A 25,453-nucleotide genomic window follows, 5' to 3' on the forward strand; every position below is an offset into this window, starting at 1 on the left:
CGGCTCCTTACCCTTAATTATTATCTTTGTGGGGCCCGCCAAAGCAGGCCCGAAGAATGCTTAGCTGCGGTAGAGGCTGAAGTGCTCTTTGCAATCCACCAGTTGCTGCTTGGTCAGCATGAACACGCCGTCACCGCCGTTTTCAAACTCCAGCCAGGTGAACGGAATATCCGGATACTGTTCCATCAGATGTACCATGCTGTTACCCACTTCACAAATCAGCACGCCGTCGTCGCTCAGGTAGTCCGGTGCGCAGGCCAGAATACGGCGCACCAGCTTCAGGCCGTCGCTGCCTGCCGCCAGGCCCAATTCCGGCTCGAAGCGGAATTCCTGCGGCAGATCGGACATGTCTTCCGCATCCACGTACGGCGGATTGGTGACGATCAGATCGTACTGGATCGCGGGAACATCGCGGAACAGATCGGAACGGATCGGGATCACCTGCTGTTCAACGCCCAGCGCCTGAATATTGCGCTCGGTCACCGCCAGCACGTCGCTGGAGATATCGACCGCGTCAACTTCCGCTTCCGGGAAAGCGTAGCTGCAGGCAATGGCGATACAGCCGCTGCCGGTGCACATGTCGAGAATATGGCGCGGCGGGTGCGGGATCAGAGCGCTGAAACGATCGTTGATCAGTTCGCCAATCGGGGAACGCGGAACCAGCACACGCTCATCGACGTAGAACTCCAGATCGCAGAACCAGGCTTTGTTGGTCAGATAGGCTACCGGGACACGTTCGTTGACGCGGCGGATCACGCGCTCAACGATGCGATGGCGCTCGCTGGAGGTCAAACGGGCGGTGTGCATGTCCTCTGGAATATCCAGCGGCAGGAACAGGCTTGGCAGCACCAATTGCACCGCTTCGTCCCACGGATTATCGGTTCCGTGACCATAGTAGATATCGGCGGCGTTAAAACGGCTGACCGTCCAGCGCAGCATATCTTGAATGGTGTGCAGTTCGTTCACTGCTTCCTCGACGAAAATTTTGTCCAATTTGCCCTCCGGCAGGCACTGTGATTCATGATTTAGCCGCATAGTTTGCCATGAAGCCCGCGACAAATCACGCTAACCCCTTGCGCTTTTCATTCTGGCGAGAATTTTGCGTCGACAGAGACCCGCGACAAGGTAAACTGTCGCGATAAATGATTTCCGGTGAATTCCAAATGAAGAACAAGCACCCTCTGAGCAAAGATGAATTGCAGCTCTTCAGAGAGTCGGTAGTAGACGCAAAAAAGCTGCGTCAGGACACCATCGTCCACCGTAAACCCAAGCCTATAACCCAGAAAATTGCTCCACAGCGCCTGCTGCAGGAACAGGTAGACGCCAGTTATTATTTCTCGGATGAATACCAGCCGCAGTTGGAAGAGGAAGGTCCGACGCGCTATGTGCGCCCCGGTTACAGTGCCTTCGAGCTGAAAAAACTGCGCCGCGGCGATTATTCGCCAGAGCTGTTTCTCGATCTGCACGGGCTGACCCAGATGCAGGCCAAGCAGGAACTGGGGGCGCTGATCGCCGCCTGCAAGCGCGAACATGTGTACTGCGCCTGCGTGATGCACGGCCACGGCAAGCACATCCTCAAACAGCAGACGCCGCTGTGGTTGGCGCAGCACCCTGACGTACTGGTGTTCCACCAGGCGCCCAAAGAATGGGGCGGCAGCGCGGCAATTTTGCTGCTGGTCGAACTGGCTGAGTGATCGGCAGAAATGACAAAGGGCGATGTTTGACATCGCCCTTTCGTTTTGGCCCCGCGCTGGGGTGCCTTATACTTTAGCCATCACCTGCGATGGACTCACCTGCCACTCAAATTTACCGTAGCTGCCGTCGGCGGCCAAATCGACATTGGCAATCGCCGAGGTCGCGAACATCGGCGGGCATTCGCCCGGGCAGAGTTCCGCCACCAGGTAACCCACCAGCGGTAAGTGGGAGACGATCAGCACCGCGTGAACCCCCTGCTGCGCCAGCGCCTGCAGGTAGCTGCCGACCAGACTGGCATCCCCGCCCGGCGTCAGCTCAGGCAGCACTTCTTCGCTTGCCGGCAAGGTCAAGGCTTCGCGCACCGTAGCCAGCGTCTGTTCGGCCCGCAGGTAAGGGCTGACCAGCACGCGTTCAATATCCACAGACTTGGTATTTAACCAGGCCGCCATCTGACGTGACTCATCACGGCCACAAACAGTAAGAGGTCTTACCGAATCGCTGGCCGCATCAAGTGCCGCCTCTCCGTGACGCATAATCAAAACTTGCATATTGCACCGCTGTTGTTGACAAAATAACGCTATACAGAAACGCCGAGCGTGCTGTATCGCCGAGTTTTACAACCCCAAAGCAAAAGCTTTGAAACGATAACGCGCCGTCTCTTTATGGCGGCCGGGCATTTTGCCTGAAAGTTCACGTAAAGAAAACGCTGTTTTTTACACCAATGGCGCCTTGAGATGACTTTGACGCTCACATAACAACCAATTCAACAGGTTAAATTTTAACCTTTACATCATGAATTTTATTGATGGCGGCCAGCCTTTCACCGCCATCGAGCTACGTTACCGCGTCGCTATCTCCCTGTATAGGGTCAGGGATTGCCGGTATTGCAAGGAGTGATAGCGATCACATGCCCTGTTGATCCTACTCTAGTACAAATCACGGCGCCGCGCCGCTCAGGTCCCCTGCGGATAGAAACGTTCACCCTGCTGAGCCATGCGCTGCAGGCGTTCGCAAGGCGCAAAATATTCGCCGTGCTGCCGCTGCAGATACTCCAGCGTTTTAACCACCTTATCGGCCCCCAACTGATCCATATAGCGGAAAGGCCCGCCGAGGAACGGAGGAAAACCAATGCCGAACACCGCGCCGATATCGCCGTCGCGCGCGCTGCGGATCACGCCTTCATCCAGACAACGCGCGGCTTCATTGAGCATCATCATTACGCAACGCTGAGCGATGACCGCCGGTTGCAAATGCGATTTCGGCGTGATGCCCAGCAAAAGATAGACCGAGGTATCGGCGCGCTTGTTCCGCTGACGCTGCTGGCCTTCGCTGGGATAGAGATAGAAACCACGGCCGTTTTTGCGTCCTTTGCGTCCGTCTTTCAATACCGCCTCAAAGGCGGCTGGAGCGGCAAAGCGCGGGCCCAACTGTTCCACCAATACCGGGATAATCTTGGTACCGACGTCGATGCCCACTTCATCCAGCAGGGTAATCGGCCCAACCGGGAAGCCGAAATCCACCAGCGCCTTGTCCAGCGCTTCGATCGGCTCACCTTCCAGCAGGCAACGAGTCGCCTCATTTATATAAGGTGCCAAAATGCGGTTAACGTAGAAACCGGCGCGATCGGCCACCACAATCGCCGTTTTGCCCTGCTTGTGCGCCAGCGCCACGGTGGTGGCAATGGTTTCCTCGCTGGTGGTAGCGTGCGGGATCACCTCAACCAACGGCATTTTATCTACCGGGCTGAAATAATGCAGGCCGATCACCTGCTCGGGCCGCTGCGCCTTGGCGGCAATCTGGCCAATCGGCAGCGATGAAGTATTGGAGGCAAAGATGGTATGCGGCGCCGCGTGCTGTTCTATCTCGGCCACCATCTGCTGCTTGAGCGCCAGGTCTTCAAACACCGCCTCAATCACCACGTCCACCCGTTCAAAACCGGTGTAGTCGGTCGAGCCGGAAATCAGCATCATCTGTTTTTGCCGTTCCGCCGGGCGCATGCGTTTACTGCGTACCCGCTTGCCGAGCACGTCCCAACTGTATTTTAACGCGTGGTTAATGCCGGTCTCGTTTACGTCTTTAATCCGCACCGGCAAGCCACCGCGAGTGGCAGTCACACAGGCGATACCGCCGCCCATCAGGCCGCCGCCCAGAATGCCGATACGGTGCAGTTCATGAGGTTGCGCATTGCCACCGCGTTCTTTTTTCAGCGAAGTGGAGGCAAAGAACAGGCTGCGCAACGCGGCTGACTGCGGGGTCATGGCCAATTCGCCAAACGCCCTCGCCTCGGCTTCATAACCGCTGGCGCTGCCGTGATCCAGGCCGGTACGTACCACCTGGATGATGCGCTCTGCCGCCGGGTAGTTGCCGTGGGTTTTTTCCAGCGTTTTCTTGCGCACAATGCTGAACAGCAGGCTTTTACCCAGTGGGCCATTGAGCAAACGCTCCTGCCACGGCAATTCACGTCGGCTCTGCCAGCCCTGTTTGACCCGTTCGATCGCGGCCTGCAATAAAATCGACTGCGGCACGGCATCGTCCACTAATCCCATACGCAACGCCTGCCGCGCCCGAATGTGTTTGCCGGTCAGGATCATGTCCAACGCCTTGCTGGCGCCAATCAGCCGTGGCAAACGCTGGGTGCCGCCGGAGCCCGGCAGCAAACCAAGCTGAACTTCCGGCAGGCCGAGTGCGGTTTTATCATCCAGAGAGCAAACGCGGCTGTGGCAGGCCAACGCCAGCTCCAGCCCGCCGCCCAGGCAGGCGCCGTGAATAGCCGCCACCACCGGGACCTGGAACGAGGCAATCTGTGCCAGCGTGCTTTGGCCTTTCTTCGCCAGCGCTTCGGCCTCTTTGGCGGTGGTACAGGCGGCAATCATGCTGATATCCGCCCCGGCAATGAACGAATCCGGCTTGCCGGAGATAATCACCAGCCCTTCCAGCGCCGGATGCTGCTGCGCGCGGATCAGAACGTCGTTGACCTGCTCGACAAACTCGGCCTTCAGGGTGTTTACCTTCTCCCCCGGAACATCGATGGTGATCACACCAATGTTGTCCGGACGAAGGGTCAGTTGAAAGGCCGAGGGTTTGGCCCGCTGTTCGTGCAATGCGTTTTCAAAGCTCATTATTCCACCTCTACGATCATTGCGGCCCCTAACCCTCCGGCCGCGCAGGCGGTCGTCAGCCCCAGACCGCCGCCACGACGTTTCAGCTCGTGCAACATTTGGGTGATCATGCGCGCGCCGGTGGCGGCAAATGGGTGACCGTAAGCAATTGAGCCACCCAATACGTTGAATTTTTCCATGTCCACTTCGCCAATCGCCCGGCTGCGGCCCAGCTTTTTCTGAGCAAATTCGTCGCTGGCAAACATTTTCAGGTTGGCCAGCGTCTGGGCAGCAAAGGCTTCATGCATGTCGATGAGCGTCAGGTCGGCCAGGCCGATGCCGGCGCGATCCAGTGCCAGCGGCGTAGCATAAGACGGCCCGAGCAGCATATCTTCCCACACATCGATGGCGGAGAAGGCAAAGCTACGCAGATAACCCAGCGGCTGCAACCCCAACTCCTTCGCTCGCGACTCGCTCATCATCAGCACCGCTGCCGCGCCGTCGGTCAACGGCGTACTGTTGGCTGCGGTAACGCTACCGTGCTTGCGATCGAATGCCGGTTTCAGCTTTGCGTAGGACGCCAGGCTGGAATCTTTGCGGACGTTGTTGTCTTCGGTAATTTGCGTACGGTATGGCGGCACATAGGCCGTCATCACCTCGTCGCGCAGCAGCCCCTGCTCCCAGGCTTTGGCAGCCAGTTGGTGAGAGCGGTGCGCCAGCGCATCCTGCTCTTCCCGGGTGATGCCGTGGCTTTTCGCCATTTGCTCTGCGGTATCGCCCATGCGCAGCCCCGTGGAGTATTCGGCCACCGCCGGCGGTACTGGCATCAGGTCGCGGAACTTCAGTCGGCTAAACAGCTTGAGACGCTGCGACAGGGTGCGGGCTTTGTTGACGTCCACCAGCGTACGCGCCAGCGCTTTGCTGACGCCGATCGGCAAAACGGAAGAAGAGTCGGCGCCCCCAGCGATGCCAATGCTGATGCTGCCCGCCATGATGCTTTCCGCCACGTTGGCAATCGCCTGGAAGCTGGTAGCACAGGCGCGCGACACGCTATAAGCATCGGTATGCACGCTCATGCCGGTACCGAGCACGATTTCACGCGCAATATTCGGCGCTTCAGGCATTTGCACCACCTGGCCGAACACCAGTTGTTCAATCAGCGCCGGATCGATACCGCTGCGGGCCAACAGTTCACTCACCGCCGTTTTCCCCAGATCCACCGCAGGAATACCGTGATAAGCGGTCGCCTGTTTGGCAAAGGGGGTCCGCAGTCCATTTACAATCGCAATACGGTCACCGTGACGGGTCACCAACGGCAGTGCCTTACTCATAAACGCTCCTGAAGAGAATAACGCCAGCGCAACGGTCAAGAAGAGGTCTGACCTGATGGGGTCATTGTTAACCAAATGTTTACATTTGGCAAACCGGCAGAAGTGAAAACTGAGAGCAGGAGCAACTTTCTAGCGGGGGTTTGAGGAGGAAGCGAGCGGCGCGGGATAGCCCCGCACCGCTTTAAAGTCGTGATTAACGCAGGCCGAGCTGGAAAATCAGGGTTTCTGCCTGGCAGGCGAAGGTGAAATCGGCCACCAGTTCCACGCCACCGTCAACCGGTTTAATGCTACTGCTGATGTCGCACGGGTCGGATTCCACGCCGCGGGCTTTTGCGGTCAGCGTAGCCAGCATTTTTTCTGCATCCTGCTGATTAGCAAACACCTGGCTGTAGGAGGCGGTGCAATCGGTATTGTCCATCACGGTACCGACATCAACACAGCAACAGGCAGCCGTTTCCTGGGCGCTACATTTATTAATTGGATTGGACATGATTCATTCTCCTCAGGGACCGCCGTTACGCGAGTCCAAATTGCCATTTAGCTACTGGCGCAAAGACACAAGATTCTGCGCTTATTTTACTCTGCGATGAAACCGATCACTAGCACTTACTTTTTATAGGTGTTTTAAGTGATGGAAATCACAAATGAAAATCGTTGTCTGCTAAGGAATGGTAAGAATATTGTTATGTATCGCTGGTTTTTTGTTATGCAGATCTCCTTTTTGATATCAATTTGGAAATATCTCAAAAACAATGTTGCAACATTTTCACAGGTCGGACCTATAATTCAGCCACTGGTCTGATTTGTCTGAATGAGATCGGACCCTACAATCGCGCGCTCCTTGTTACTTTATGTAACATGTTTAAATAATAAACACATAAAATGAGGTTTTGGTCATGAGCCAGAAAAACCTATTTACTAAATCAGCTCTCGCAGCTGCAGTGGCAATTATTTCTTCAAACGTGTCTGCCGCAGGATTCCAGCTGAATGAGTTCTCATCAGCTGGTTTAGGACGTTCGTATTCTGGCGAAGGCGCCATGGCAGACACGGCGGCATCTGCCAGCCGCAACCCGGCCTTGTTGATGATGTACACCCGCCCGGAACTCTCCTTCGGTGCGGTGTTTATCGATCCGGATGTAGACATCACCGGCAAGTCACCTTCCGGTGCCAGCCTGGACTCCAAGAACATCGCCCCTACCGCCTGGGTGCCTAACCTGCACTACGTTCAACCGATTAACGATCAGTTTGCCGTGGGTGGCTCGGTTACCAGCAACTACGGCCTGGCGACCGAATTCAACGACGGTTATACCGCCGGGGCCTACGGCGGCAAAACCGACCTGACCACCGTCAACCTGAACCTGAGCGGTGCTTATCGTCTGAACAAACAATTCAGCTTCGGCCTGGGCTTCGATGCGGTTTACGCCAAAGCCAAGCTTGAGCGTTATGCCGGTGAATTGCCGAAGCTGCTCGCAGCTCAGGGTATGCAGAGTGGAAAGCTTACGCCGCAGCAGGCACAGCAGATTGGCGGCATCCCGGCAGATACCCAGATTTCTCACCTGAAAGGTGACGAATGGGGCTTCGGCTGGAACGCCGGTATTCTGTATGAAGTGGATGAAAACAACCGTTACGGTTTCACTTACCGTTCCGAAGTGAAAGTCAAATTTGACGGCGACTACAAAAGCAGCCTACCGTCGGCTTATAACCCGCTGCTCGTTCCTGCCGGCCTGCCTTATGGCACCAACGGCAGCACCATCCCAGGCTCTCTGGATCTGAACCTGCCGGAAATGTGGGAAATCTCGGGTTACAACAAGGTTGCTCCGCAGTGGGCTATCCACTACAGCCTGGCTTACACCAGCTGGAGTCAGTTCCAGGAGTTGAAAGCTACCGGCAACAACGGTCAAACGCTGTTTGAGAAGCATGAAGGCTTTAAAGACGCTTACCGCATCGCTCTGGGTACCACTTACTTCTACGACGATAACTGGACCTTCCGTACCGGTATCGCCTTCGATGACAGCCCGGTGCCGGCCCAGAACCGTTCTATCTCTATCCCGGATCAGGACCGCTTCTGGTTGAGCGCAGGTACCAGCTACGCCTTCAACAAAGACGCCTCTGTTGACGTCGGTGTTTCCTACATGCACGGCCAGAAAGTCACCATCAAAGAAGGTCCATACACCTTCGAATCCGTGGGCAAGGCCTGGCTGTACGGCGCCAACTTCAACTACCGCTTCTAATCTTTTCGATGACGAAGCCAGGAGCGCCCTTAGGGGCGCTTTTTTTTGCCCGCTAATCTTAAAGCATAAAAAAACCCGCCATCAAAGCGGGTTGTTTCTCTTCGCCAAGCGAGATTATTGCGAGTCGATCTCGTCCAGATCGCCCTGGATCGCCTGAGCGTTCGGGTTGATCTCAGGTTTCAGCGAGCCGCCGTTCGCCAGGAAGTCGTTACGCTGGAAGTAGGCTTCGCGCACCATCAGGTACGGATCGGAAGAGTTGCGCAGCAGACCGTCGGAATCCAACAGCTCGGCACGAGTTTCAATCCCTTCAACCACCCATTTGCCCGCCGACATCCAGAAGGTCAGGTAGCTCAGCACCGGATAAACCGTATCCGCCCAGTCACCGCCCTCCTCACGCAGCGTAAAACTGCCGTAGCCCGGCAACATCACATAAGGACCGTAGCCGACGCCATAATGCCCCATAGTGCTGCCGAAGCGGTTCGGCTCTTCGCGAGCCAGTTTCGGGTTGGCCATCCCCGCCACGTCGATCAGGCCGCCCATCCCCAGAAGGGTATTGAGGAAGAAACGGTTAAAGTGGATCATCCCCTTATAAGGGTCGCCTTTCAGGAAGGAGTTGACCATGCTGGCCGGCTCTTCCAGGTTAGACGTAAAGTTGCTTATCCCATTACGCGCCGGCATGGGCAGGTAATTGCGCCAGGCCACGGCCACCGGGCGAAGTACATACGGATCCAGGACGTTATAGTTGAAGTTGAACATCGTCCGGTTAAATCCTTCCAGAGGATCGGATCGCCCTTGTGGTTCATCTTGTGGCGCGCTGGCACAGCCCACCAATAACACCGTTGTGAAAGCCAGCCCAGTCAGGCGAAAGTTCATATTTTTCTCCATAAAAACACGTTCGGTCTTTTTATTTAAGGGACCTGTTTGTTTATCTGAACGTCAATCTGCTCTTTACCGCTGAAATTCTGCAGCGCACTCTCGCCGAACCAATCACCCGCCTGTGGCGTGGCCAGACCATCCTGAGAAATTCGTACCCGCACCTTGACCTGATGCTGAGCCGAAAGCAGGCGTTCAGGCATCATGGCGTTGCTGTCATCCAGAGAAAATGACAGCGGGAAACGGCTTAAGGGCAGTTGTTTTACCGCAACCGGCACCGGATTGGCGCCATCGGTCACCGAGATTACCAGCGTCCCCTGCTGCGGCAATGCGTTCGTCGCCTGTGGCGATAACGTCACGTTAATGCCAAGTTTAACAGTTTCTTCGCCCGCCTGTGTTTTTGCTTGTTCAATGCTGCGCTTTATCACTTCGGCACGTTGATCGTTGGCCGGCAACAGCTTCAGCATGACCTGCCAGGCGCCAATGGCCTGCTTGAAATCCCCCTGTTCGAAGGCGTTGAACGCCAACAGGCTCAGCACGCGCATATTGGTGTGATCTTCGGCGATCATCTTGCGCAGCATCTGAGTGGCCTGCTTGTTATCCTCCGGATCGTTGGATCGCGTCAAGACTTCTGCGTAGCCGAGACGGACTTCCAGACTATTCGGGTCCAGCTGATAAGCATGAGCAAATGCCTGGGTGGCGGTGGTGGCGTTATTCAGCGCCATCCCCACGCGCCCCAGCATCATCCAGTCGTTGATATTGCGATCGTCCTGCTGCAGTGCAGTACGCAGCCCCAGCCCGAGGCGGGCAATCTCTTCCATGCTCAGCGGTTGGGCACGTTCATTAGCGACGCGCGCGCGCAGATCCGGCATTTGCGCTTCGACCTGTTGCCAGTCCAGTACCTGCGCCAACCCACCGGTTTTCAGATAAAAACCCAGGGTGACCACCACCAGCAAGGCTACGCCGGGCACCAACGCCCAGCGGTTAATGGGCTTCTCCTGCGTATCCTGCTGGCCGGGGATGTCATTGAGCAGGTTTTGCTGCAGCTCTTTCACCAGTTCGGGGCGCTCAGCCACCACGCCCTGCTGTTCGTCCTGCTCCAGCTCATTCAGACGATCCTGATAAAACGCTTTGTTCAGCGTATCGCGACTAGCGGCGGTGCTTTTACCGCTGTGGCGCATCGCCGGTACCACCAGCAACGCCGCAGCGCCTACCAGCAGGACAATAATACTCAGCCAAAAAGCCATTAGGGTTTCTTCCTGTCAGTCTCTTTCAGCAGCGCCGCCAGACGCTGTTGCTCCTGCTCGGAGAATTCATCGTTAGCATTTACGGCACCGGTACGGCGATGGCGGGTACGCAATATCACCACCGCGCCGCCGATCAGCACAAACAGCAACGGGCCCACCCACAGGATCAGCGTCGCCGGGGTCACCGGCGGTTCGTAGGTGACAAAATTACCGTAGCGCGCCACCATATAATCGATGATCTGCTGCTTGTTCTGCCCCTGCATCATCAACTCGTACACCTTGGTACGCATATCTGCTGCAATGATGGCGTTGGAATCAGCGATGCTGTTGTTCTGGCATTTCGGGCAACGCAGCTGTTCGGTCAGTTCCCGGTATTGCTGTTCCTGCTCGACCGAATTGAACCGATAAGTGTCGATAGCCGCCGCGGCACTCCAACTCAGTAATGCGGCAAATATCAGGGTCAGCAGCCTCATGCATCACCCCCATATTTTTTGTACAGCGGCAGCACTTCCTGCTGCCAGACGCGCTCATTCATGTCCCCGGCGTGGCGGTAGCGAATAATGCCCTGCCCGTCGATCAGGAAGGTCTCAGGTGCGCCATACACGCCCAAATCCAACCCCAGCATGCCGTCGCCATCATACAGGCTGAGTGCGTAAGGGTTGCCCAGCGAGTTCAGCCAGGTCACCGCTTTGCCGCGATCGTCTTTATAGTTCAGCCCCACCACGCGGATACCGCGCGCGGCCAGCGTATTGAGATATTGATGTTCGGCGCGGCACGTCGGGCACCAGGTAGCCCAGACGTTCAGCAGCATGGGTTTGCCATTGCGCAGCACCGCCTGATCATAAGTTTTGCCAGGCTGGTCGAGGGATTCCAGTTTGAAGGCCGGCACCGGCTTGCCGATCAAAGCCGACTCCAGCATGGTCGGGTCCTCGCCACCGGCGTTGCGCGTCAGCTGCACCATAAACGCCGCCACCAGCAGCAGGAACAGGATTAACGGGATAAACAGCAGCTTACGGTTCATGCCTGCTCCTCCAGCTTGCCTTCGCGCTTGAGTTTCTTGCTTATCCGATAGCGCGGATCGAGAATGCACAGGATACCGCCGATCGCCATAAACACCCCGCCGAACCAGATCCAGCGCACGAAGGGTTTGTAGTACAACCGCACCGCCCAGGAGCCGTCGTCCAGTTCTTCACCCAGCGCTGCATACAGATCGCGGCTGAAGCCGCCGTCAATCGCCGCTTCGGTCATCATGCTGCGCGCCACGCTGTAATAGCGTTTTTCCGCGTGCAACGTCGCTTCCGGCTTGCCGTTGCGCGTGACATCGATAATGCCGACGCCGCCGCTGTAGTTGGGCCCACGAATATCGTGCACATCGCGGAACACAAAGTGATAGTTATGGATATCCACGCTGTCGCCGGCTTTCATGCGGACATCACGTTCCACACTGTAGTTTTGGCTGAAGGCAATGCCGATGACCGTTACCGCCACGCCAAGGTGACCCAGCACCATCCCCCAGTGGCTACGGGAAAGATGGCTCAGGCCGCGCCAGAAACCGTGGCGATGCGTTGCGCGTTCGTGCAGCTCCATCAGCGTCAGGATAATCACCCAAACCGCCATGATCAGCCCCACCACCGTCATGCCGGCGATGCTGTCTTGCAACAGCCACGGCAGCAGGATCGACAGCACCAGCGTAATCACCAGCGCCACGCTCAGGCGGCGCCACAGCTTGGTCGGTTCGTCGCGGCGCCAGCGCACCAGCGGGCCAATGCCCATCAGCAGCGCCATCGGCGCCATCAGCCAGGTGAACATGGTGTTGAAGAACGGTTCGCCGATAGAAATGCTGCCCAGGCCCAACTGCTTGTGCACCAACGGCAGCAGCGTCCCCAACAGCACCACCAGCATGGCGGCGATCAGCAGTACGTTATTGCCCAGCAAGAAGGTTTCACGCGAGAAGGTTTCGTGCTGCACCCGGCTACGCACCTGCCCGCCCTTGACCGCATACAGCAGCAAAGAACCGCCGATCACGATCACCAGATAGGCGAGGATAAACATGCCGCGCGCCGGATCGGAAGCAAAGGAGTGCACCGAAACCAGCACCCCGGAGCGCACCAGGAAGGTGCCCAGCAGGCATAATGAGAAGGCGGTAATCGCCAGTAATACCGTCCAGGCCTTGAAGGTGCCGCGTTTCTCGGTCACCGCCAACGAGTGCATCAGTGCGGTACCGGCCAGCCACGGCATAAATGAAGCGTTCTCGACCGGATCCCAGAACCACCAGCCGCCCCAGCCCAGTTCGTAATAGGCCCAGGCGGACCCCAGCACGATGCCCATGGTGAGGAACACCCAGGCAGCCGTGGTCCACGGACGCGACCAGCGTGCCCAGGCCGTATCCAGACGACCGGCCATCAGTGAAGCGATGGCGAAAGCAAAGGCCACCGAGAAACCGACATACCCCATGTACAGCAGCGGCGGATGGAAAATCAGGCCGATATCCTGCAACAGCGGGTTAAGGTCGCTGCCGTCGATCGGGAAATTCGGCAGCGTACGGGTGAAGGGGTTGGAGGTCATGATGATAAACAGCAGGAAACCTGCCGTGATCATGCCCATCACCGACAACACGCGTGCCACGGCATCTTGCGGCATCGAACGGCTGCACAGGGCCACCGCCAGCGACCAACAGCTCAGCAACAGCACCCACAGCAGCAGCGATCCCTCATGGGCGCCCCAGGTGGCGGCAATGCGGTAATACACCGGCAGTTGGGTGTTGGAGTTGGCGGCCACATAAGCCACGGTAAAGTCATTGACGACAAAGGCGTGCACCAGACAGATGAACGCCAGGGCGATAGCGGCAAACATGCCGTAGGTCAGTGGGCGCGCCACCGCCATCATACGACGGTCCTGGCGCGCCGCGCCCCATTGCGGGTAAATGCTCAGCAGCAGCGAAATCGCCAGCGCCAGACACAGCAGAAAACTTCCCGTTTCCGGCATCATGATTTAGCGCCCTCGTTCTGCGGGGTGGCGTAGGCCGAAGCCGGTCCCTTATGGTTTTCTTTCATCGCGTCGGCCACTTCCGGCGGCGTGTATTTCTCATCGTGTTTCGCCAGCACTTCACGCGCATTCACCACGTTGCCTTCGCCCAGCACGCCCTGCGCCACCACGCCCTGCCCCTCACGGAACAGATCCGGCAGAATACCGGTGTAAGTGACATCAATGGCACCACGTGCATCATAAACTTTGAAGCTGACCTGCAGCGTTTTCTGATCGCGTTTTACCGAACCGGGCATCACCATGCCGCCGATGCGCAGGCGTTGGCCTACCTCCGGTTTCTCATGATTCTCACCCTTGCCCTGCAGAATTTCGCTCGGGGTATAAAACAGATCGATGTTGGAGCGCAGCGCGTACAGCATCAGGGTCGCGGTCAGCGCAACGCCGATCAGCACTACAATTGCCAAATACAGGCGACTTTTACGACGTGGATTCACAATGATTTCTCCCGCGGGTTAGCGGTTTTTTGTTTCGACTGCTGCGAATGACGAATACGTCGTTCGCGTGCCTGACGGCGACCAATCTCATCCAGCAGTTGGCGGCGCTGCCAGAAAGTGTGGGCCACCAGGCCCAGCAACGAGAGCAGGGTTACGGCTACCGCCAACCAGACGTAGAAGGCGTAGCCTCCCATGGCGAAAAACGCCTGCCAGGAAGTGAATGCTGCGTTCATGGTTGGCGCTCCTTATTGACCAGCCCAGCCACCCAGGGACGCTGGCGTTCCTGAGACAAAATCAGATTGCGCAAGCGCAGCAAGGTGAGAGTGATAAAGAACAGCAGGTAGCCGAGGATCGCCCAACGCAGCGGGGTGCGCATGCTTGGCGCGATGCTCTGTTGCATATTGGTGGAACCCTGATGCAGCGTGTTCCACCATTCGACCGAGAAGTGAATGATCGGGATGTTCACCACCCCGACCAGCACCAGAATGCCGGCGGCGCGGCCCGCCAGGCGACGGTCCTCAAAGGCGTTGTACAACGCAATGATGCCAATATAAAGAAACAGCAACACCAGTTCAGACGTCAGGCGGGCGTCCCACACCCACCAGGTGCCCCACATCGGCTTACCCCAGGCGGAGCCGGTGACCAGCGCAATAAAGGTAAACACCGCGCCGACCGGTGCCATCGCCGCCACCAGGGTATCGGACATTTTCATCTGCCACACCAGGCCGATAAACGCCGCTACCGCCATTGAGCCATAGATCCCCATCGACCACATCGCCGCCGGCACATGGATATACATGATGCGGAAGCTATCGCCCTGCTGGTAATCCTTGGGTGCGAAACCGAATCCCCAGACCCAGCCCAGCAATAGGCAAGCCGCTCCGGCCAGTCCCAGCCAGGGGATAAAGCGGCCACAGACGTGATACAGCCGTTCAGGCTGGGCAAACTGATGTAACCATTTCCACATTGTCGTCATTGCTCACGGTAAATTTATACGGTGGCCGCCCCGTTGACCGAGGCGACGAAAATTGCTTGTGCGGTGGAACACGCTCTTGGTGGCGTTAACCCGCGTTTCAATAAGTTAGCTAGTGCACGCTCACTCGCAGCGCCGCTGCAGTGGCGAAAGGTGCCAGAGTTATACTTCCCGCCAGCATCGCGCCCAGTATCGCCAGGTAACCGTCTATCGGCATGCCCATAGAGGCGGCGTCGATGGCGGCGGTGGAAAATATCAGCACCGGGATATACAGCGGCAGCACCAGCAGGCTCAGCAGCACGCCCCCCTTGCGCAACCCGACGGTCAGCGCCACGCCGATAGCGCCAATCAGGCTCAGCGTCGGCGTACCCAGCAACAGCGTAAACGCCACCGCCAGCCAGGTATGGGTGTCCAACGACAGCAGTAGCGCCACCAGCGGCGACAGGATCAACAGGGGTAAGCCTGTTACCACCCAGTGAGCACACACTTTGCCTAACACCGTCATCGGCAGCGGCGTCGGCAATAACAACAGCTGTTCCAGCGAGCCATCGAGGAAATCATCACGGAACAGACGCTCCAGCGACAGCAGCGCCGCCAGCAGCGCCGCCACCCAGATAATCCCCGGCGAAATGCGCGCCAGCAGTTGCGGCTCTGGCCCAATCCCTAACGGAAACAGCGTGATAACGATCAGAAAGAACCACAGCGGATTAACGATTTCCGACCCTTTGCGAAAGGCAATCTTCAGCTCGCGCCGCAATACAGTCAAAAACATTAAAGAGTCTCCGCGCGGTTTTCCGTCAGGCTGATTTTGCCTACCGCCTGCGTTGCGCCGGCCAAATCCTGATGCGTGGTCAACAATACCATGCCGCCCTGCTGAGCATGTTGCTCAAAAAGGCTAATTAATTCAGCCACACCCTGCTTGTCTATTGCCGTCAGCGGCTCATCCAGGATCCACAGCGGGCTGTCGCTGAGCCACAACCGCGCCAACGCCACACGCCGCTGTTGACCGGCGGAAAGCTGCGCCACCGGTAAATCCTCATAACCCACCAGACCGACCTGCTCCAGCGCCTGCCAAATGGCCTGGCGATCGGGCGCACCGCGCACCGCCTGGTAAAACTGCAGGTTCTCAAAGGGCGTCAGCATGGTTTTAATCCCCGGCTGATGCCCGAGGAATAACAAGTCCTGATAATAACGTTCGCGGTGGCGCAACGTATTTTGACCGTGCCAGCAAACTTCTCCGCCTTCCGGTCGCGCCAAGCCCGCCAGAATGCGTAGCAGGCTGGTTTTTCCCGCGCCGTTCGGCCCTTCCACCTGAATAATATCGCCCGGTTTTACCGTAAAGCTCAACGCGCTAAACAGGGTGCGTTCATCACGGACGCAACTCAGATTTTTAGCTTCCAGCATCGGGAGAACTCATATTTTTCTTTGGGATAGCGATCATAGCATAAGCCATCTGTGGCTCGTAGCCCGCAGCCGGTCACTCAACTACTCCAATAGGGGTAATATTGCGCCCCAGATCAAAAATGCGTAGAAAAACCCGGCAACGTTAAACTCTTGTTACTTTTTTCTGCAATTTGCCACATCGCTTTCACAGCTTCCCTGAGCCAACTACGCTTAATCGTGACCCTGAAAGTCTTTGATGGAGATAACGGATAATGAGCGATCGGCAGCGACACCCGGATGCAGAGCAGGAAAATAGCCTGCAGGTAGAAAGCAAAGAGCATGAACAGGGCAAAAGCGAAATTGAAGTAAAGGAAGAGAATCTGCCCTCGCGCGCAGCAGCAGTGCATGAGCTGATCCGCATGGAGGGAGAAAAAGAGCTGGAGCGCGACTGGCTGGCACTGCTGTGGTCAGCGGTGGCCGCCGGGCTGTCGATGGGGGCCTCACTGATGGCAAAAGGCATTTTCCACGCCCGTTTGCCGGACGATCCCAGCCGCTTCTTTATCGAGAACATCGGCTACACCTTTGGCTTTATTATCGTGATCATGGCGCGCCAACAGCTGTTTACCGAAAATACCGTCACCGCCGTACTACCGATCATGCAAAAACCGACACCGAGCAACTTCTTGCTTCTGTTTCGCCTGTGGGGCGTGGTGCTGCTGGGGAACCTGGTGGGGACCGGGCTGGCGTCACTGGCGTTTATTCACATGCCGATTTTCGACGAGAACACCCGCAGCGCCTTCGTCAGCCTGTCGGAAGAGGTGATGAAAAACTCGCCGTCGGAGATGTTTGCCAACGGCATTCTGGCGGGCTGGATCATCGCCACCATGGTGTGGATGTTCCCTTCCGCCGGCGCCGCCAAGATTTGGGTGATTGTCTTGATGACCTACCTGGTGGCGATCTGCGATCTGACCCATATCGTCGTGGGATCGGTAGAGATCCTTTATCTGGTGTTTAACGGCGTCATTCCCTGGCAAGAGTTTATCTACCCGTTCGCCATTCCTACGCTGGCCGGCAACATTATTGGCGGCACCTTTATCTTTGCCTTGATCAGCCATGCGCAGATCCGCAACGACATGAGCGACAAAAACAAGGCAGAGCGGCTGGCGGCGGAAAAACAAACCGGCAAGGTGAAAAAACCGTGATCGCGATCAGCGCAGCAGGCGAAAATCAGCACATATTGGCGAGGGAATGAGCAAACGCACCGCTAAGCGCTTATTCTGCGGGTAAAAAAAGGTATACTGCCCCGGCAGCCTAGGTTGCCGGCCCGCAGCGTCCCCGTAGTTAAACGGATATAACAAGCCCCTCCTAAGGGCTAGTTACTGGTTCGATTCCAGTCGGGGACACCATAAATTTATATACCCGCCTCTGCCGCCCCCACTAACCCGCGCCGTACGAAGCCTCAAATCCTGAGTGATTTATCGAACTTCAAAATTGATCAAAAAAGTCCGTTTTATCAGAATGATACCCTCTAACGCCCAAATCTGGCACAACGTCGAATATTAAAGGTATAATCTCAGATACTATTTGATCGATTTTAGAAACGAACATGACAAAGCTGACATTACAAGAGCAGATGCTCAAAGCGGGATTGGTAAGCAGTAAAAAGCTGGAAAAAGTACAAAGAACCACGAAAAAGTCACGCGTTCAGGCTCGCGAGGCAAGAGAAGCCGTTGAAATCAACAAAAAGGCGCAAATAGAGCGCGATAAGCAGCTAAGTGAACAGCAAAAGCAGGCCGCTTTATCTAAAGAATATAAAGCTCAGGTAAAACAGCTGATTGAAATGAACAGGATCGTCATTTCAAATGGTGACATTAGCTATAATTTCACGGACAACAATTTAATTAAAAATGTACGTGTAGATAAACTGACTCAAACTCAGTTAATTAATGGGCGTCTCGCCATTGCGCGCCTGGTTAGTGATAATAACCCTGATGGCGAATATGCCATTATCCCTGCGGTCGTGGCCAATAAAATTGCACAACGAGATGCGAGCTATATTGTACTGAGCGCTGAACTCAGCCAGGAAGCCAAAGACGAGGAAGATCCCTACGCCGACTTTGTCGTCCCTGATGATTTGATGTGGTAATCAGAACTTTAGGGCAACGGACTCTCCCCCTTGCCCTAACCTCAGAAATCCGTATTCCTGTCACACCACGTAAAAATCGCTTACTGCAAATCAGTGATAAGTACCCAGAGGTTAAAATATATTTTTATAACGCTTAAATCTGACAAATTAAACGGTCACGCCGCAGCATTAAAAAACTTAAAATCGTATTTTAGTTCCCTTCGTTAAAATGCTAATATTGGCAAATGATACGGATGGAGTAATAGTATGTTCCCCAACAAAAAATATTCACGACGAGCAAACCCGCTGACCAGCTATCAATTCTCTCGTCTGCATACTTTTGAATGCGTCGCCCGTCATTTATCTTTTTCACTGGCGGCGGAAGAACTGTCCATTACTCCTAGCGCCGTAAGCCACAGAATTAACCTGCTGGAAAAAGAACTGGGGTTTCTTTTATTCCAACGATTCCACCGCAGAATTACGCTAACGCCGGATGGCGAGAGAATGCAATGGGCGTTAAATCATTCCTTCGATGCCCTGACGCAGGAAATCCTGGATATCAAAAACCGCGAGCTGACGGGCACCCTGACCCTTTATTCGCACCCCTCTCTGGTTCAGTGTTTGCTGATACCCCGCATCGGCGATTTTATTGCCCTGCATCCGACCATTCATCTAAACATTCTCACCGGGCAGGAAAATATCAACTTGGCCAATCGGGGCGTTGATTTAGCCATGTATTTTGGCCGTCCACCGTCGGATAAACAGCTGGACGAAATTTTTATGCGGGAGTCCATGGTCCCGATCTGCACGGAGAAATACGCCAAAACGCACAACCTCTACAACGCACCTGAAAACCTGATGCACTGTACCCTGCTGCACGATCGCTACAACTCCGGTGAAGACGAGTGGCAGATCTGGTCACAACATTTTGATTTGGGCCTGGATACCGACGCCAAAAGCATGGAGTTTGACCGCTCTGACCTGGCCGTGTTGGCGGCAACTCAGCATCTTGGCGTGGCAATGGGGCGTCTCAATCTGGTGCAGGACTGGATCAAAAGCGGTGAACTGATTATCCCGTTTACCGACATGGTCCTGCCCTGCGAACACAGCTATTTTATGTCGACGCTCTCTGGGCGTCAGTGGCCAAAGATTATCGCCTTCAAAGAATGGATGATGAAAATAACGCCTCTGGTCTGACGGGCCAGGGGCAAAAAACCGGGGTGATTACCATTTCTTCGGCGTGTACGAAAACTCCAGCGCGCAGCTGTACAATCGTCCGGATTTTGAATAATAAATATGCTTGCGGCTATTATCCCACACCACAGCATAGTTATTAGCAAAATTTATTATTTCGACCGGAGTTTGGTTAGCTAAGCGTCCCCGTTTGGTATTTTTCATCACAAAGAAATCACCATTATCGCTTAAGGTGATCAAAGGGTAACCCCAGGCATACTTTGACACTTGTACGGTAATAATGAATTGGCTTTCACAGTTTATCTGATAGGTATGAATATCAACGTCCATAGTTTATATTTTTGGTGCAATCCTTCTGGTAAAATAAAACAAATATGAGCAGCTCACGACAATAAGCCCCAAAACGATCAGCACTGAACCCAATACGAATTCGATCTGCAGGGGTTCTCCCAAAATCACCACGCCGGCCAGGATGCCAAAAATAGGCGTCATAAAAGTCAGGATACCCAGCGAAGACGCCTGGTAATGACGCAGCAGGGAGAACCAAATCAAGTAACTGATAAATGAGACGATAACCGTTTGGAATACCAAACTGCTCCAGGCCACGGAACTCAGCGTGAAATGCACGTTCGGCATCGTCATCGCCAACAGGGATAGCACAATGCAGGCGCCCGTCAGCTGGAACAGCAGGGTCTGCTTTGACGAGCAATTCGCCAGACCGGTAGTTCGAATGAGAATAGTAGAGCCGCCCCAGGATAACCCCGCCAGCAGGCCATAAATATCGCCGCGCAGCTGATTCCTCCCCCCTGAACTCTCGCCCATGCCGGAGATAGCAAGTACAACGCCGCCGAAAGCGATGGCAATACCTGCCCATTGCACAGCCGACAAGCGCTCATGCCTGATGAGAAAATGCAGCCCTATGGCAGAAAAAAGGGGGGCCGTGTACAGAAAGACCGCCATGTGCGAAGCGCTGGTATAGCGCAAGCCTTCAGAGACGAAAAAGAACTCCAGCGCGAACGACAACCCAACGCCGAAACCGGCTAACAGCGTGCGGGGATCTAATAAAAACTTCTCGCCTTTAAAACGCGCCAGGAGATAGACCGCCAAAGCGGCAATCCCTGATCTGATGGCGATCTGCAGTACGGCGGAAATATCCGGTTCGGCTGCCTTGATCGCCACCTGCTGCAGCCCCCATATAGCACATATCATCACCATGGCGGCGCCGGCTTTGCCGTCTATATTATTTCTGGCACTCATCGAGCCTCCCGCAAACCACTGAGTTATAAATACACCCCGCCCTCACCGAAAATAATGAGGTGATAAAAATAATATCGAGGGGAAGAGGAAAAACTATTCTTTATAAATCAATATTTCCTGGTACATTTTAATCACCTCACTGTCGCTGTCAGTATCCCCGGTATATTCAGTTTGTTGCGCCACATGAATGACTTTCCACCCTCGCTTAGCTAAATCCGGAATAGTCATACGGCCGATACCGCGACAGTTAAACAAGGTGTCATCACTCAGTCGCATCTCACCGATACTGGCATAATCATAAGATTTTGACTGACAAACATGCGATTCAGCCGCCATTACCGGCATTGAAAAAAGCCCGATTAACAGCATGAAATATCCTTTCATAATAACCTCCACAACCCTTATCAATTTCATCTGACTTGTAAATCATCCGTGTTAAATCACGAGACAGAAAATCCATTTAAATATATTTCGTTACCATGAAATTACACGGCATATGCCATTCTCTGACAAGTGATAAATATAGAGCTTTGTGTTAGATGAATTCATCTGAAGGTTGACGTCGCCCTCCCCCTCTCAAGTGGGCACTTTTCGCACGATCCGCCACTCCTGTCGCAACGAGTCGATTAAAAACAAACCAAATAATTAGCAAGAAAAGTAACTTTTTGTGACGCACATTGTGTTACATATGCGTTCCGCTTTACTCACGCCAAAAAACAATGAAAACGCTCAGAAATCATCCTGAGCAATTCACTGATGCCAAAGGGTTTCGGTGAGATTGGCAATCCACAAACAGGGATAAAAAATGACACACAAATTGCGCGCATTAACTCAGGCTGTTGCTCTGGGACTGGTCGTTGGCAGTGCTTCTTTCGCTGCCCAGGCTGAAATCACTTTGTTGAAGCAGGATCCGCAGGCCGGCGATCCGTTGAGCCGTCTTAACTTTACCGTTGGTGGCAGCATCCGCCCACAGTTCAACAACATGACCGGCGATGGCGATAAAGGATCTTACAAACGTAACGGTTTCGACGGCGGCACCCGCTTCCGCTTTGCCGCCGATTACTACCTGTTCGATGACATTAGCTGGATCAGCTATTACGAGCTGGGGGTCAATATTCCCGCGCTGTTCAACTGGGATAACCACTACGCCGACGGCGCCAACGACACCAGCCGCCGTATGCTGTACACCGGCCTGAAAAGCAAAACCTGGGGGCAACTGACCTTCGGCCAGCAAAACAGCATTTACTACGACGTGGTCGGTGCCAAAACCGATATCTGGGACTACGACATGTTGGCCCAGGCACCCGGCAACGGCATCAACGGCGACTACGACGGCTCTTACCGTTCGCGCAAGATGCTGAAGTACAAAAACAGCTTCGGCGATGCCGATGTGTATGCCTCTTACCTGTTCAGCGATGGCGAATATTTGCCGGGCAACGGTCTGCGCTACAAGCGTCAGGGTGGCGGCTCACTGGGCGTGGACTACCACCTGACACCGGACCTGACCTGGGGTACCGCGTGGAACTATACCCGCGCCGAGATGCGTAATCCTTCCACCAGCGGCTCGAAAAATTACGATCAGAACATCGTCGGTACGGCGATCAGCTGGAAGCCGGACAACTGGACCCTGACCTTTGGCGGTGGCTGGTACAACAACTTCCTGACCACCAAAAAAGCCAACGTTAACGACTACTTCGCCGGCGATGCCTGGGGGATTGAATATCTGGCGGGTTATACCGTACCGGTAGGCCAATATGCGGTGAAATCCGTGATGCCGTACTTTATGGGCGACCGTCTTGAGTACGTAACCGGCCGCAACTATCAGCGTATCGATAACGGTCTTGGCGTGACGGTACAGTTTGATTACGGTTTCCGTGTGGACGTGGAACACGTACTGACGTCCAGCACCGACAACCTCGGCGATATGACGCTGGTGCGTTTGCGCTACGATTTCTGATTGTCACCGACGTAAAAAAGGCCGCATACGCGGCCTCTGACTGCTGACAAAATCCTCTGCTCTTAAACGTTATGTTTTGTGCGCTCATAGAAACAAAGGATTCGGTCTTCAGGGTTTCCCCAAACACCCGAAAACCACGCTTTTCGGGTGTTTGTCATCTAACTAAGGCCGCATACGCGGCCTTTTTCATTGCTAATCCGGTATCAGAATCCACCGCGTGCCGACCGGCCCACCGCTTCACCCAACTGCCAAACCGCCATCGCATAATGGGTGCTGTGGTTGTAGCGAGTGATGGTGTAGAAGTTTGGCAGACCGTACCAATACTGGTAACCGGTGCCAACATCCAGACGCAGCAGGCTGGCTTCCTGATTGTCGCCCAGCGACCCTTGCGGGCTCAACCCGGCCTCCGCCAGACTGGCAACGGAATAACGGGTTTTAAATCCATTTTCCAGCCCTGGTGCCTGGCCATTTGCCTGTATCGCCACGGGTTCGCCCTTGGCCCAACCGTGTGCCTTAAAGTAGTTGGCAACGCTGCCGATGGCATCCACCGGATCCCACAGGTTGATGTGGCCGTCGCCGTTGAAGTCAACCGCATAGCTCTTGAATGAAGACGGCATAAACTGACCGTAGCCCATAGCCCCGGCGAAGGAACCGCGCAGCTCCAGCGGGTCATCCCCTTCGGTGCGCGACATCAGCAAGAAGGTTTCCAGCTCGCCGGCAAAGTAGTCGGCGCGACGCGGATAGTCGAAGGCCAGCGTCGCCAGCGCATCGATAATGCGGGTTTTACCCATCACGCGGCCCCAACGGGTTTCAACGCCGATAATGCCGACAATGATCTCCGGCGGCACGCCGTAGACCTGATAGGCGCGCTGCAACGCGTCCTGATATTGATTCCAGAACTGCACGCCGTTTTGCACGTTGTCCGGGGTGATGAATTTATTACGATAACGCAACCAGGAGCCGTTTGGCCCGGTCGGTCCCTGGGTGCTTGGCGTCGGCGCCTGGCGATCCATCAGCCGCAGCACGGAATCCAGCCGACGGGCCTGCGCCAGTACATCATGCAATTGCTGACGATCGAAACCGTGCTCCCGCACCATTTTATCGATAAAGCGGGCGGTGTTCGGGTTATTGGCAAAATCGCCGCCCAACGGCTGGCCGGAATGCGCCGGCGTCAACAGGAATCCCCCTTTCACGGCGTTGTCCTGAGGCGCAGCCGGGGTCGACTTCGGCCCGCTGCTACAGGCAGTCAGTAAGGTAAGCAGGGGGAGAAGAACAACTAAATGACGCATCGGATATCCATATAAGCCAGGCCAGTGATAAGTGTGGGTTATGTTAATCCATTGTCGGGTGCGAACAAACTGGATTATGTCGCTCATCAGCGGGCCGCGAGACAAAGCGTTTTAAAATGTGATGAACAGCACAGAAACAAAGCACCACTTAGGGTAGGCCAGCGGCACCGGCAAAAACCTAAACCTTGATTAAATGAGATAGACTCTCATCTTGACTCGACGCAAAGCCTCCCTACACTGCCCTTTTTTAGCGGCTCACCCCGTCGGCAATCACTGATACAACGGAATGCAATTTTGGACTCTCTCGGACAGATCGCTAAAAACACCTTTCAAAGACGCATTGCTCGCCGAACTTATGCATTCTCCGTGCTTATTTTCGCCGCCGGCCTGACCCTGTTGTCCTGTCTGTCCCCCTATCTGGATGAAAACCGGTTTCGTGTTTACGCACACAGCGATATCGGCGAGTTTTTTGCGGTATTTGTCTACCTGCTGTGCATTATGCTGTGGTCGCTGTGGTGGATAGGGTTAACCCTTTGGTTTGTCGCCCGTACCGCTTTTCGGTTCAACGACATCGGCACGCTCGGTTGGCCGCTGGCTCTGGTGCTGTATGGGCTCAGCGTGGTGAATAACTACCATCCCGGCCCTGTCGAACGCTGGCTTATCCTGATCAGCCTGTTAGGACTGCTGTGCGCACTGCTGCTGCCCTCAGGGTTCCGGACACCTAAGGCCGGTTAGGCGCGTCGCCGCTGGCTATCTGCGGGGCAAGCGGTCACAATGCCGCATCTCTCCCGGCCCAAACAGGAAATGCCATGTCTTGTCACTACCCCGCCCATTACGCCTTCGATAACGAAAGCGACGCCTGGCAGATTCACTTTCGCGATTTTCCTGAACAGCAGGCCGCCTGCTATAAACGTGAAGATATCGAGCTGGAAGCGCAGGAAAGCCTGCTGCTTGCCATCGCCATGGAAATGGAAGAAGGCCGCCCGGTGCCCGCCCCTTCCCCGGCTCTGCCGGATGAATTGGCTATCCACCTGCCGGTGCTGGTGAAGCTAAAACTCGAACTGCATAACATTATGCTGGCCGGTGCCACCTCCAAAGCCGATCTGGCACGCAAACTGGGCTTTAACGCCGGCCAAATGGATCGCCTGCTGGATGTGGCCTATGCCTCAAAGGTGGAAGCACTGGAACAGGCGCTTTACCTGTTGGGCTATGAAGTCCGGACCTCGGTAGCAGAAGTTCGTCAGAGTTAAGAAAAATATTTTTGTCGGGGGCTAAATATTCTCCACTTTTCGCCGATGTGTTCGTTACCGAATCACCAAAA

The 25,453-nt window shown here is 55.2% G+C and carries 27 protein-coding genes and 1 tRNA gene; 9 read left to right on the forward strand and 19 right to left on the reverse strand.

The genetic code is table 11. The features are described 5' to 3' along the window. Positions 1-60 precede the first annotated feature (60 nt). Complete coding sequence (prmB, locus tag LQ945_RS06225) at positions 61-993, reverse strand: 50S ribosomal protein L3 N(5)-glutamine methyltransferase (RefSeq protein ID WP_041415542.1); 933 nt, start codon at positions 991-993, stop codon at positions 61-63. A gap of 170 nt (positions 994-1,163) precedes the next feature. Between prmB and smrB the strand changes: the two genes are divergently transcribed. Beyond that, positions 1,164-1,694, forward strand: a complete 531-nt coding sequence (smrB, locus tag LQ945_RS06230) for an endonuclease SmrB (protein ID WP_270102523.1) — start codon at positions 1,164-1,166, stop codon at positions 1,692-1,694. 66 nt (positions 1,695-1,760) lie between these two features. Here the strand turns inward: smrB and sixA are convergent, their stop codons facing one another. From sixA to LQ945_RS06250, 4 genes are all read right to left on the reverse strand, one after another. Beyond that, complete coding sequence (gene sixA, locus LQ945_RS06235; RefSeq protein WP_041414795.1) at positions 1,761-2,243, reverse strand: phosphohistidine phosphatase SixA; 483 nt, start codon at positions 2,241-2,243, stop codon at positions 1,761-1,763. A gap of 405 nt (positions 2,244-2,648) precedes the next feature. Beyond that, positions 2,649-4,814, reverse strand: coding sequence for a fatty acid oxidation complex subunit alpha FadJ (gene fadJ / locus LQ945_RS06240; RefSeq protein WP_270102524.1), 2,166 nt, complete (start codon positions 4,812-4,814; stop codon positions 2,649-2,651). After that, on the reverse strand, positions 4,814-6,124 hold the full coding sequence (gene fadI / locus LQ945_RS06245) for an acetyl-CoA C-acyltransferase FadI (RefSeq protein WP_270102525.1): 1,311 nt from the start codon (positions 6,122-6,124) through the stop codon (positions 4,814-4,816). Before fadI ends, fadJ begins: the two co-directional genes overlap by 1 nt. 193 nt (positions 6,125-6,317) lie before the next feature. Further along, positions 6,318-6,614 carry a YfcZ/YiiS family protein gene (locus tag LQ945_RS06250; protein ID WP_182824349.1) on the reverse strand — a complete coding sequence of 99 codons (297 nt, stop codon included), beginning with the start codon at positions 6,612-6,614 and terminating at the stop codon, positions 6,318-6,320. Between the two features lie 406 nt (positions 6,615-7,020). On the opposite strand from LQ945_RS06250, the gene fadL reads away from it, so the two are divergent. After that, positions 7,021-8,355: a long-chain fatty acid transporter FadL gene (gene fadL, locus LQ945_RS06255; protein ID WP_269935904.1), complete on the forward strand. Its 1,335-nt coding sequence runs from the start codon at positions 7,021-7,023 to the stop codon at positions 8,353-8,355. A gap of 114 nt (positions 8,356-8,469) precedes the next feature. Here fadL and mlaA read toward each other — a convergent pair whose 3' ends face one another. The 10 genes from mlaA to ccmA all read right to left on the reverse strand — a co-directional run bounded on the left by mlaA (position 8,470) and on the right by ccmA (position 16,331). Then, on the reverse strand, positions 8,470-9,228 hold the full coding sequence (gene mlaA, locus LQ945_RS06260) for a phospholipid-binding lipoprotein MlaA (RefSeq protein WP_262241439.1): 759 nt from the start codon (positions 9,226-9,228) through the stop codon (positions 8,470-8,472). Between the two features lie 35 nt (positions 9,229-9,263). Further along, positions 9,264-10,475 carry a c-type cytochrome biogenesis protein CcmI gene (gene ccmI / locus LQ945_RS06265; protein WP_270102526.1) on the reverse strand — a complete coding sequence of 404 codons (1,212 nt, stop codon included), beginning with the start codon at positions 10,473-10,475 and terminating at the stop codon, positions 9,264-9,266. Further along, positions 10,475-10,948, reverse strand: coding sequence for a cytochrome c-type biogenesis protein (locus LQ945_RS06270; protein ID WP_020827920.1), 474 nt, complete (start codon positions 10,946-10,948; stop codon positions 10,475-10,477). Before LQ945_RS06270 ends, ccmI begins: the two co-directional genes overlap by 1 nt. Continuing rightward, positions 10,945-11,496 (reverse strand): DsbE family thiol:disulfide interchange protein, encoded by a 552-nt coding sequence (locus LQ945_RS06275; RefSeq protein WP_182824341.1) that lies wholly within the window; start codon positions 11,494-11,496, stop codon positions 10,945-10,947. The genes LQ945_RS06270 and LQ945_RS06275 overlap by 4 nt, the downstream gene beginning before the upstream one ends. Continuing rightward, a complete protein-coding gene (locus LQ945_RS06280) occupies positions 11,493-13,463 on the reverse strand; it encodes a heme lyase CcmF/NrfE family subunit (protein WP_270102527.1) in 1,971 nt (656 codons plus the stop codon). Before LQ945_RS06280 ends, LQ945_RS06275 begins: the two co-directional genes overlap by 4 nt. Then, a complete protein-coding gene (gene ccmE, locus LQ945_RS06285; RefSeq protein ID WP_012146100.1) occupies positions 13,460-13,954 on the reverse strand; it encodes a cytochrome c maturation protein CcmE in 495 nt (164 codons plus the stop codon). Before ccmE ends, LQ945_RS06280 begins: the two co-directional genes overlap by 4 nt. Next, positions 13,951-14,187, reverse strand: a complete 237-nt coding sequence (gene ccmD, locus LQ945_RS06290; RefSeq protein WP_020827923.1) for a heme exporter protein CcmD — start codon at positions 14,185-14,187, stop codon at positions 13,951-13,953. The genes ccmE and ccmD overlap by 4 nt, the downstream gene beginning before the upstream one ends. Beyond that, positions 14,184-14,921 carry a heme ABC transporter permease gene (locus tag LQ945_RS06295; RefSeq protein ID WP_044552717.1) on the reverse strand — a complete coding sequence of 246 codons (738 nt, stop codon included), beginning with the start codon at positions 14,919-14,921 and terminating at the stop codon, positions 14,184-14,186. Before LQ945_RS06295 ends, ccmD begins: the two co-directional genes overlap by 4 nt. A gap of 118 nt (positions 14,922-15,039) precedes the next feature. Beyond that, positions 15,040-15,699 (reverse strand): heme exporter protein CcmB, encoded by a 660-nt coding sequence (ccmB, locus tag LQ945_RS06300; RefSeq protein WP_044552718.1) that lies wholly within the window; start codon positions 15,697-15,699, stop codon positions 15,040-15,042. Then, entirely contained in the window at positions 15,699-16,331 is a 633-nt protein-coding gene (gene ccmA, locus LQ945_RS06305; protein WP_044552719.1) for a cytochrome c biogenesis heme-transporting ATPase CcmA, read from the reverse strand. The genes ccmB and ccmA overlap by 1 nt, the downstream gene beginning before the upstream one ends. A 251-nt stretch (positions 16,332-16,582) precedes the next feature. On the opposite strand from ccmA, the gene LQ945_RS06310 reads away from it, so the two are divergent. The 4 genes from LQ945_RS06310 (at position 16,583) to dsdC (ending at position 19,632) form a co-directional block, all read left to right on the forward strand. Next, entirely contained in the window at positions 16,583-17,512 is a 930-nt protein-coding gene (locus LQ945_RS06310) for a formate/nitrite transporter family protein (protein WP_270102528.1), read from the forward strand. A gap of 129 nt (positions 17,513-17,641) precedes the next feature. After that, a tRNA-Arg gene (locus LQ945_RS06315) sits at positions 17,642-17,716 on the forward strand. 200 nt (positions 17,717-17,916) lie between these two features. Continuing rightward, positions 17,917-18,456: a DUF2058 domain-containing protein gene (locus tag LQ945_RS06320; protein WP_270102529.1), complete on the forward strand. Its 540-nt coding sequence runs from the start codon at positions 17,917-17,919 to the stop codon at positions 18,454-18,456. A gap of 246 nt (positions 18,457-18,702) precedes the next feature. Further along, on the forward strand, positions 18,703-19,632 hold the full coding sequence (gene dsdC / locus LQ945_RS06325; protein WP_270102530.1) for a DNA-binding transcriptional regulator DsdC: 930 nt from the start codon (positions 18,703-18,705) through the stop codon (positions 19,630-19,632). Between the two features lie 27 nt (positions 19,633-19,659). On the opposite strand, the gene LQ945_RS06330 is transcribed toward dsdC, so the two are convergent. From LQ945_RS06330 to LQ945_RS06340, 3 genes are all read right to left on the reverse strand, one after another. Continuing rightward, complete coding sequence (locus LQ945_RS06330; RefSeq protein WP_044552723.1) at positions 19,660-19,959, reverse strand: hypothetical protein; 300 nt, start codon at positions 19,957-19,959, stop codon at positions 19,660-19,662. A 3-nt stretch (positions 19,960-19,962) separates the two neighbouring features. Then, the gene (locus tag LQ945_RS06335) at positions 19,963-20,886 is read right to left on the reverse strand and encodes a DMT family transporter (RefSeq protein ID WP_270102531.1); all 924 of its coding nucleotides are present in this window, start codon (positions 20,884-20,886) and stop codon (positions 19,963-19,965) included. 93 nt (positions 20,887-20,979) lie between these two features. Beyond that, positions 20,980-21,270 (reverse strand): hypothetical protein, encoded by a 291-nt coding sequence (locus LQ945_RS06340; protein ID WP_270102532.1) that lies wholly within the window; start codon positions 21,268-21,270, stop codon positions 20,980-20,982. Positions 21,271-21,691: 421 nt separating this feature from the next. Between LQ945_RS06340 and LQ945_RS06345 the strand changes: the two genes are divergently transcribed. Next, the gene (locus tag LQ945_RS06345; RefSeq protein ID WP_269935913.1) at positions 21,692-22,843 is read left to right on the forward strand and encodes a porin; all 1,152 of its coding nucleotides are present in this window, start codon (positions 21,692-21,694) and stop codon (positions 22,841-22,843) included. Positions 22,844-23,046: 203 nt separating this feature from the next. Here LQ945_RS06345 and mltB read toward each other — a convergent pair whose 3' ends face one another. After that, complete coding sequence (gene mltB / locus LQ945_RS06350) at positions 23,047-24,132, reverse strand: lytic murein transglycosylase B (protein ID WP_270102533.1); 1,086 nt, start codon at positions 24,130-24,132, stop codon at positions 23,047-23,049. Between the two features lie 294 nt (positions 24,133-24,426). On the opposite strand from mltB, the gene LQ945_RS06355 reads away from it, so the two are divergent. Both LQ945_RS06355 and LQ945_RS06360 read left to right on the forward strand, forming a co-directional pair. Continuing rightward, positions 24,427-24,867, forward strand: a complete 441-nt coding sequence (locus tag LQ945_RS06355; protein ID WP_269935915.1) for a hypothetical protein — start codon at positions 24,427-24,429, stop codon at positions 24,865-24,867. A gap of 74 nt (positions 24,868-24,941) precedes the next feature. After that, on the forward strand, positions 24,942-25,382 hold the full coding sequence (locus LQ945_RS06360) for a hypothetical protein (RefSeq protein ID WP_269935916.1): 441 nt from the start codon (positions 24,942-24,944) through the stop codon (positions 25,380-25,382). The last annotated feature ends 71 nt before the right edge of the window (positions 25,383-25,453 follow it).

This window comes from Serratia liquefaciens (genome assembly GCF_027594825.1).
Lineage (GTDB): Bacteria > Pseudomonadota > Gammaproteobacteria > Enterobacterales > Enterobacteriaceae > Serratia > Serratia liquefaciens_A.

Coding starts and splice junctions, on each gene's coding strand:
- fadI (WP_270102525.1), bottom strand. CDS start 6,124: ATGAGTAAGGCACTGCCGTTGGTGACCCGTCACGGTGACCGTATTGCG.
- LQ945_RS06280 (WP_270102527.1), bottom strand. CDS start 13,463: ATGATGCCGGAAACGGGAAGTTTTCTGCTGTGTCTGGCGCTGGCGATT.
- smrB (WP_270102523.1), top strand. CDS start 1,164: ATGAAGAACAAGCACCCTCTGAGCAAAGATGAATTGCAGCTCTTCAGA.
- LQ945_RS06270 (WP_020827920.1), bottom strand. CDS start 10,948: ATGAGGCTGCTGACCCTGATATTTGCCGCATTACTGAGTTGGAGTGCC.
- LQ945_RS06320 (WP_270102529.1), top strand. CDS start 17,917: ATGACAAAGCTGACATTACAAGAGCAGATGCTCAAAGCGGGATTGGTA.
- mlaA (WP_262241439.1), bottom strand. CDS start 9,228: ATGAACTTTCGCCTGACTGGGCTGGCTTTCACAACGGTGTTATTGGTG.
- fadJ (WP_270102524.1), bottom strand. CDS start 4,814: ATGAGCTTTGAAAACGCATTGCACGAACAGCGGGCCAAACCCTCGGCC.
- LQ945_RS06335 (WP_270102531.1), bottom strand. CDS start 20,886: ATGAGTGCCAGAAATAATATAGACGGCAAAGCCGGCGCCGCCATGGTG.
- LQ945_RS06310 (WP_270102528.1), top strand. CDS start 16,583: ATGAGCGATCGGCAGCGACACCCGGATGCAGAGCAGGAAAATAGCCTG.
- LQ945_RS06345 (WP_269935913.1), top strand. CDS start 21,692: ATGACACACAAATTGCGCGCATTAACTCAGGCTGTTGCTCTGGGACTG.
- LQ945_RS06295 (WP_044552717.1), bottom strand. CDS start 14,921: ATGTGGAAATGGTTACATCAGTTTGCCCAGCCTGAACGGCTGTATCAC.
- ccmI (WP_270102526.1), bottom strand. CDS start 10,475: ATGGCTTTTTGGCTGAGTATTATTGTCCTGCTGGTAGGCGCTGCGGCG.
- LQ945_RS06275 (WP_182824341.1), bottom strand. CDS start 11,496: ATGAACCGTAAGCTGCTGTTTATCCCGTTAATCCTGTTCCTGCTGCTG.
- ccmA (WP_044552719.1), bottom strand. CDS start 16,331: ATGCTGGAAGCTAAAAATCTGAGTTGCGTCCGTGATGAACGCACCCTG.
- dsdC (WP_270102530.1), top strand. CDS start 18,703: ATGTTCCCCAACAAAAAATATTCACGACGAGCAAACCCGCTGACCAGC.
- LQ945_RS06330 (WP_044552723.1), bottom strand. CDS start 19,959: ATGGACGTTGATATTCATACCTATCAGATAAACTGTGAAAGCCAATTC.
- LQ945_RS06360 (WP_269935916.1), top strand. CDS start 24,942: ATGTCTTGTCACTACCCCGCCCATTACGCCTTCGATAACGAAAGCGAC.
- ccmB (WP_044552718.1), bottom strand. CDS start 15,699: ATGTTTTTGACTGTATTGCGGCGCGAGCTGAAGATTGCCTTTCGCAAA.
- fadL (WP_269935904.1), top strand. CDS start 7,021: ATGAGCCAGAAAAACCTATTTACTAAATCAGCTCTCGCAGCTGCAGTG.
- sixA (WP_041414795.1), bottom strand. CDS start 2,243: ATGCAAGTTTTGATTATGCGTCACGGAGAGGCGGCACTTGATGCGGCC.
- LQ945_RS06250 (WP_182824349.1), bottom strand. CDS start 6,614: ATGTCCAATCCAATTAATAAATGTAGCGCCCAGGAAACGGCTGCCTGT.
- ccmD (WP_020827923.1), bottom strand. CDS start 14,187: ATGAACGCAGCATTCACTTCCTGGCAGGCGTTTTTCGCCATGGGAGGC.
- LQ945_RS06340 (WP_270102532.1), bottom strand. CDS start 21,270: ATGAAAGGATATTTCATGCTGTTAATCGGGCTTTTTTCAATGCCGGTA.
- mltB (WP_270102533.1), bottom strand. CDS start 24,132: ATGCGTCATTTAGTTGTTCTTCTCCCCCTGCTTACCTTACTGACTGCC.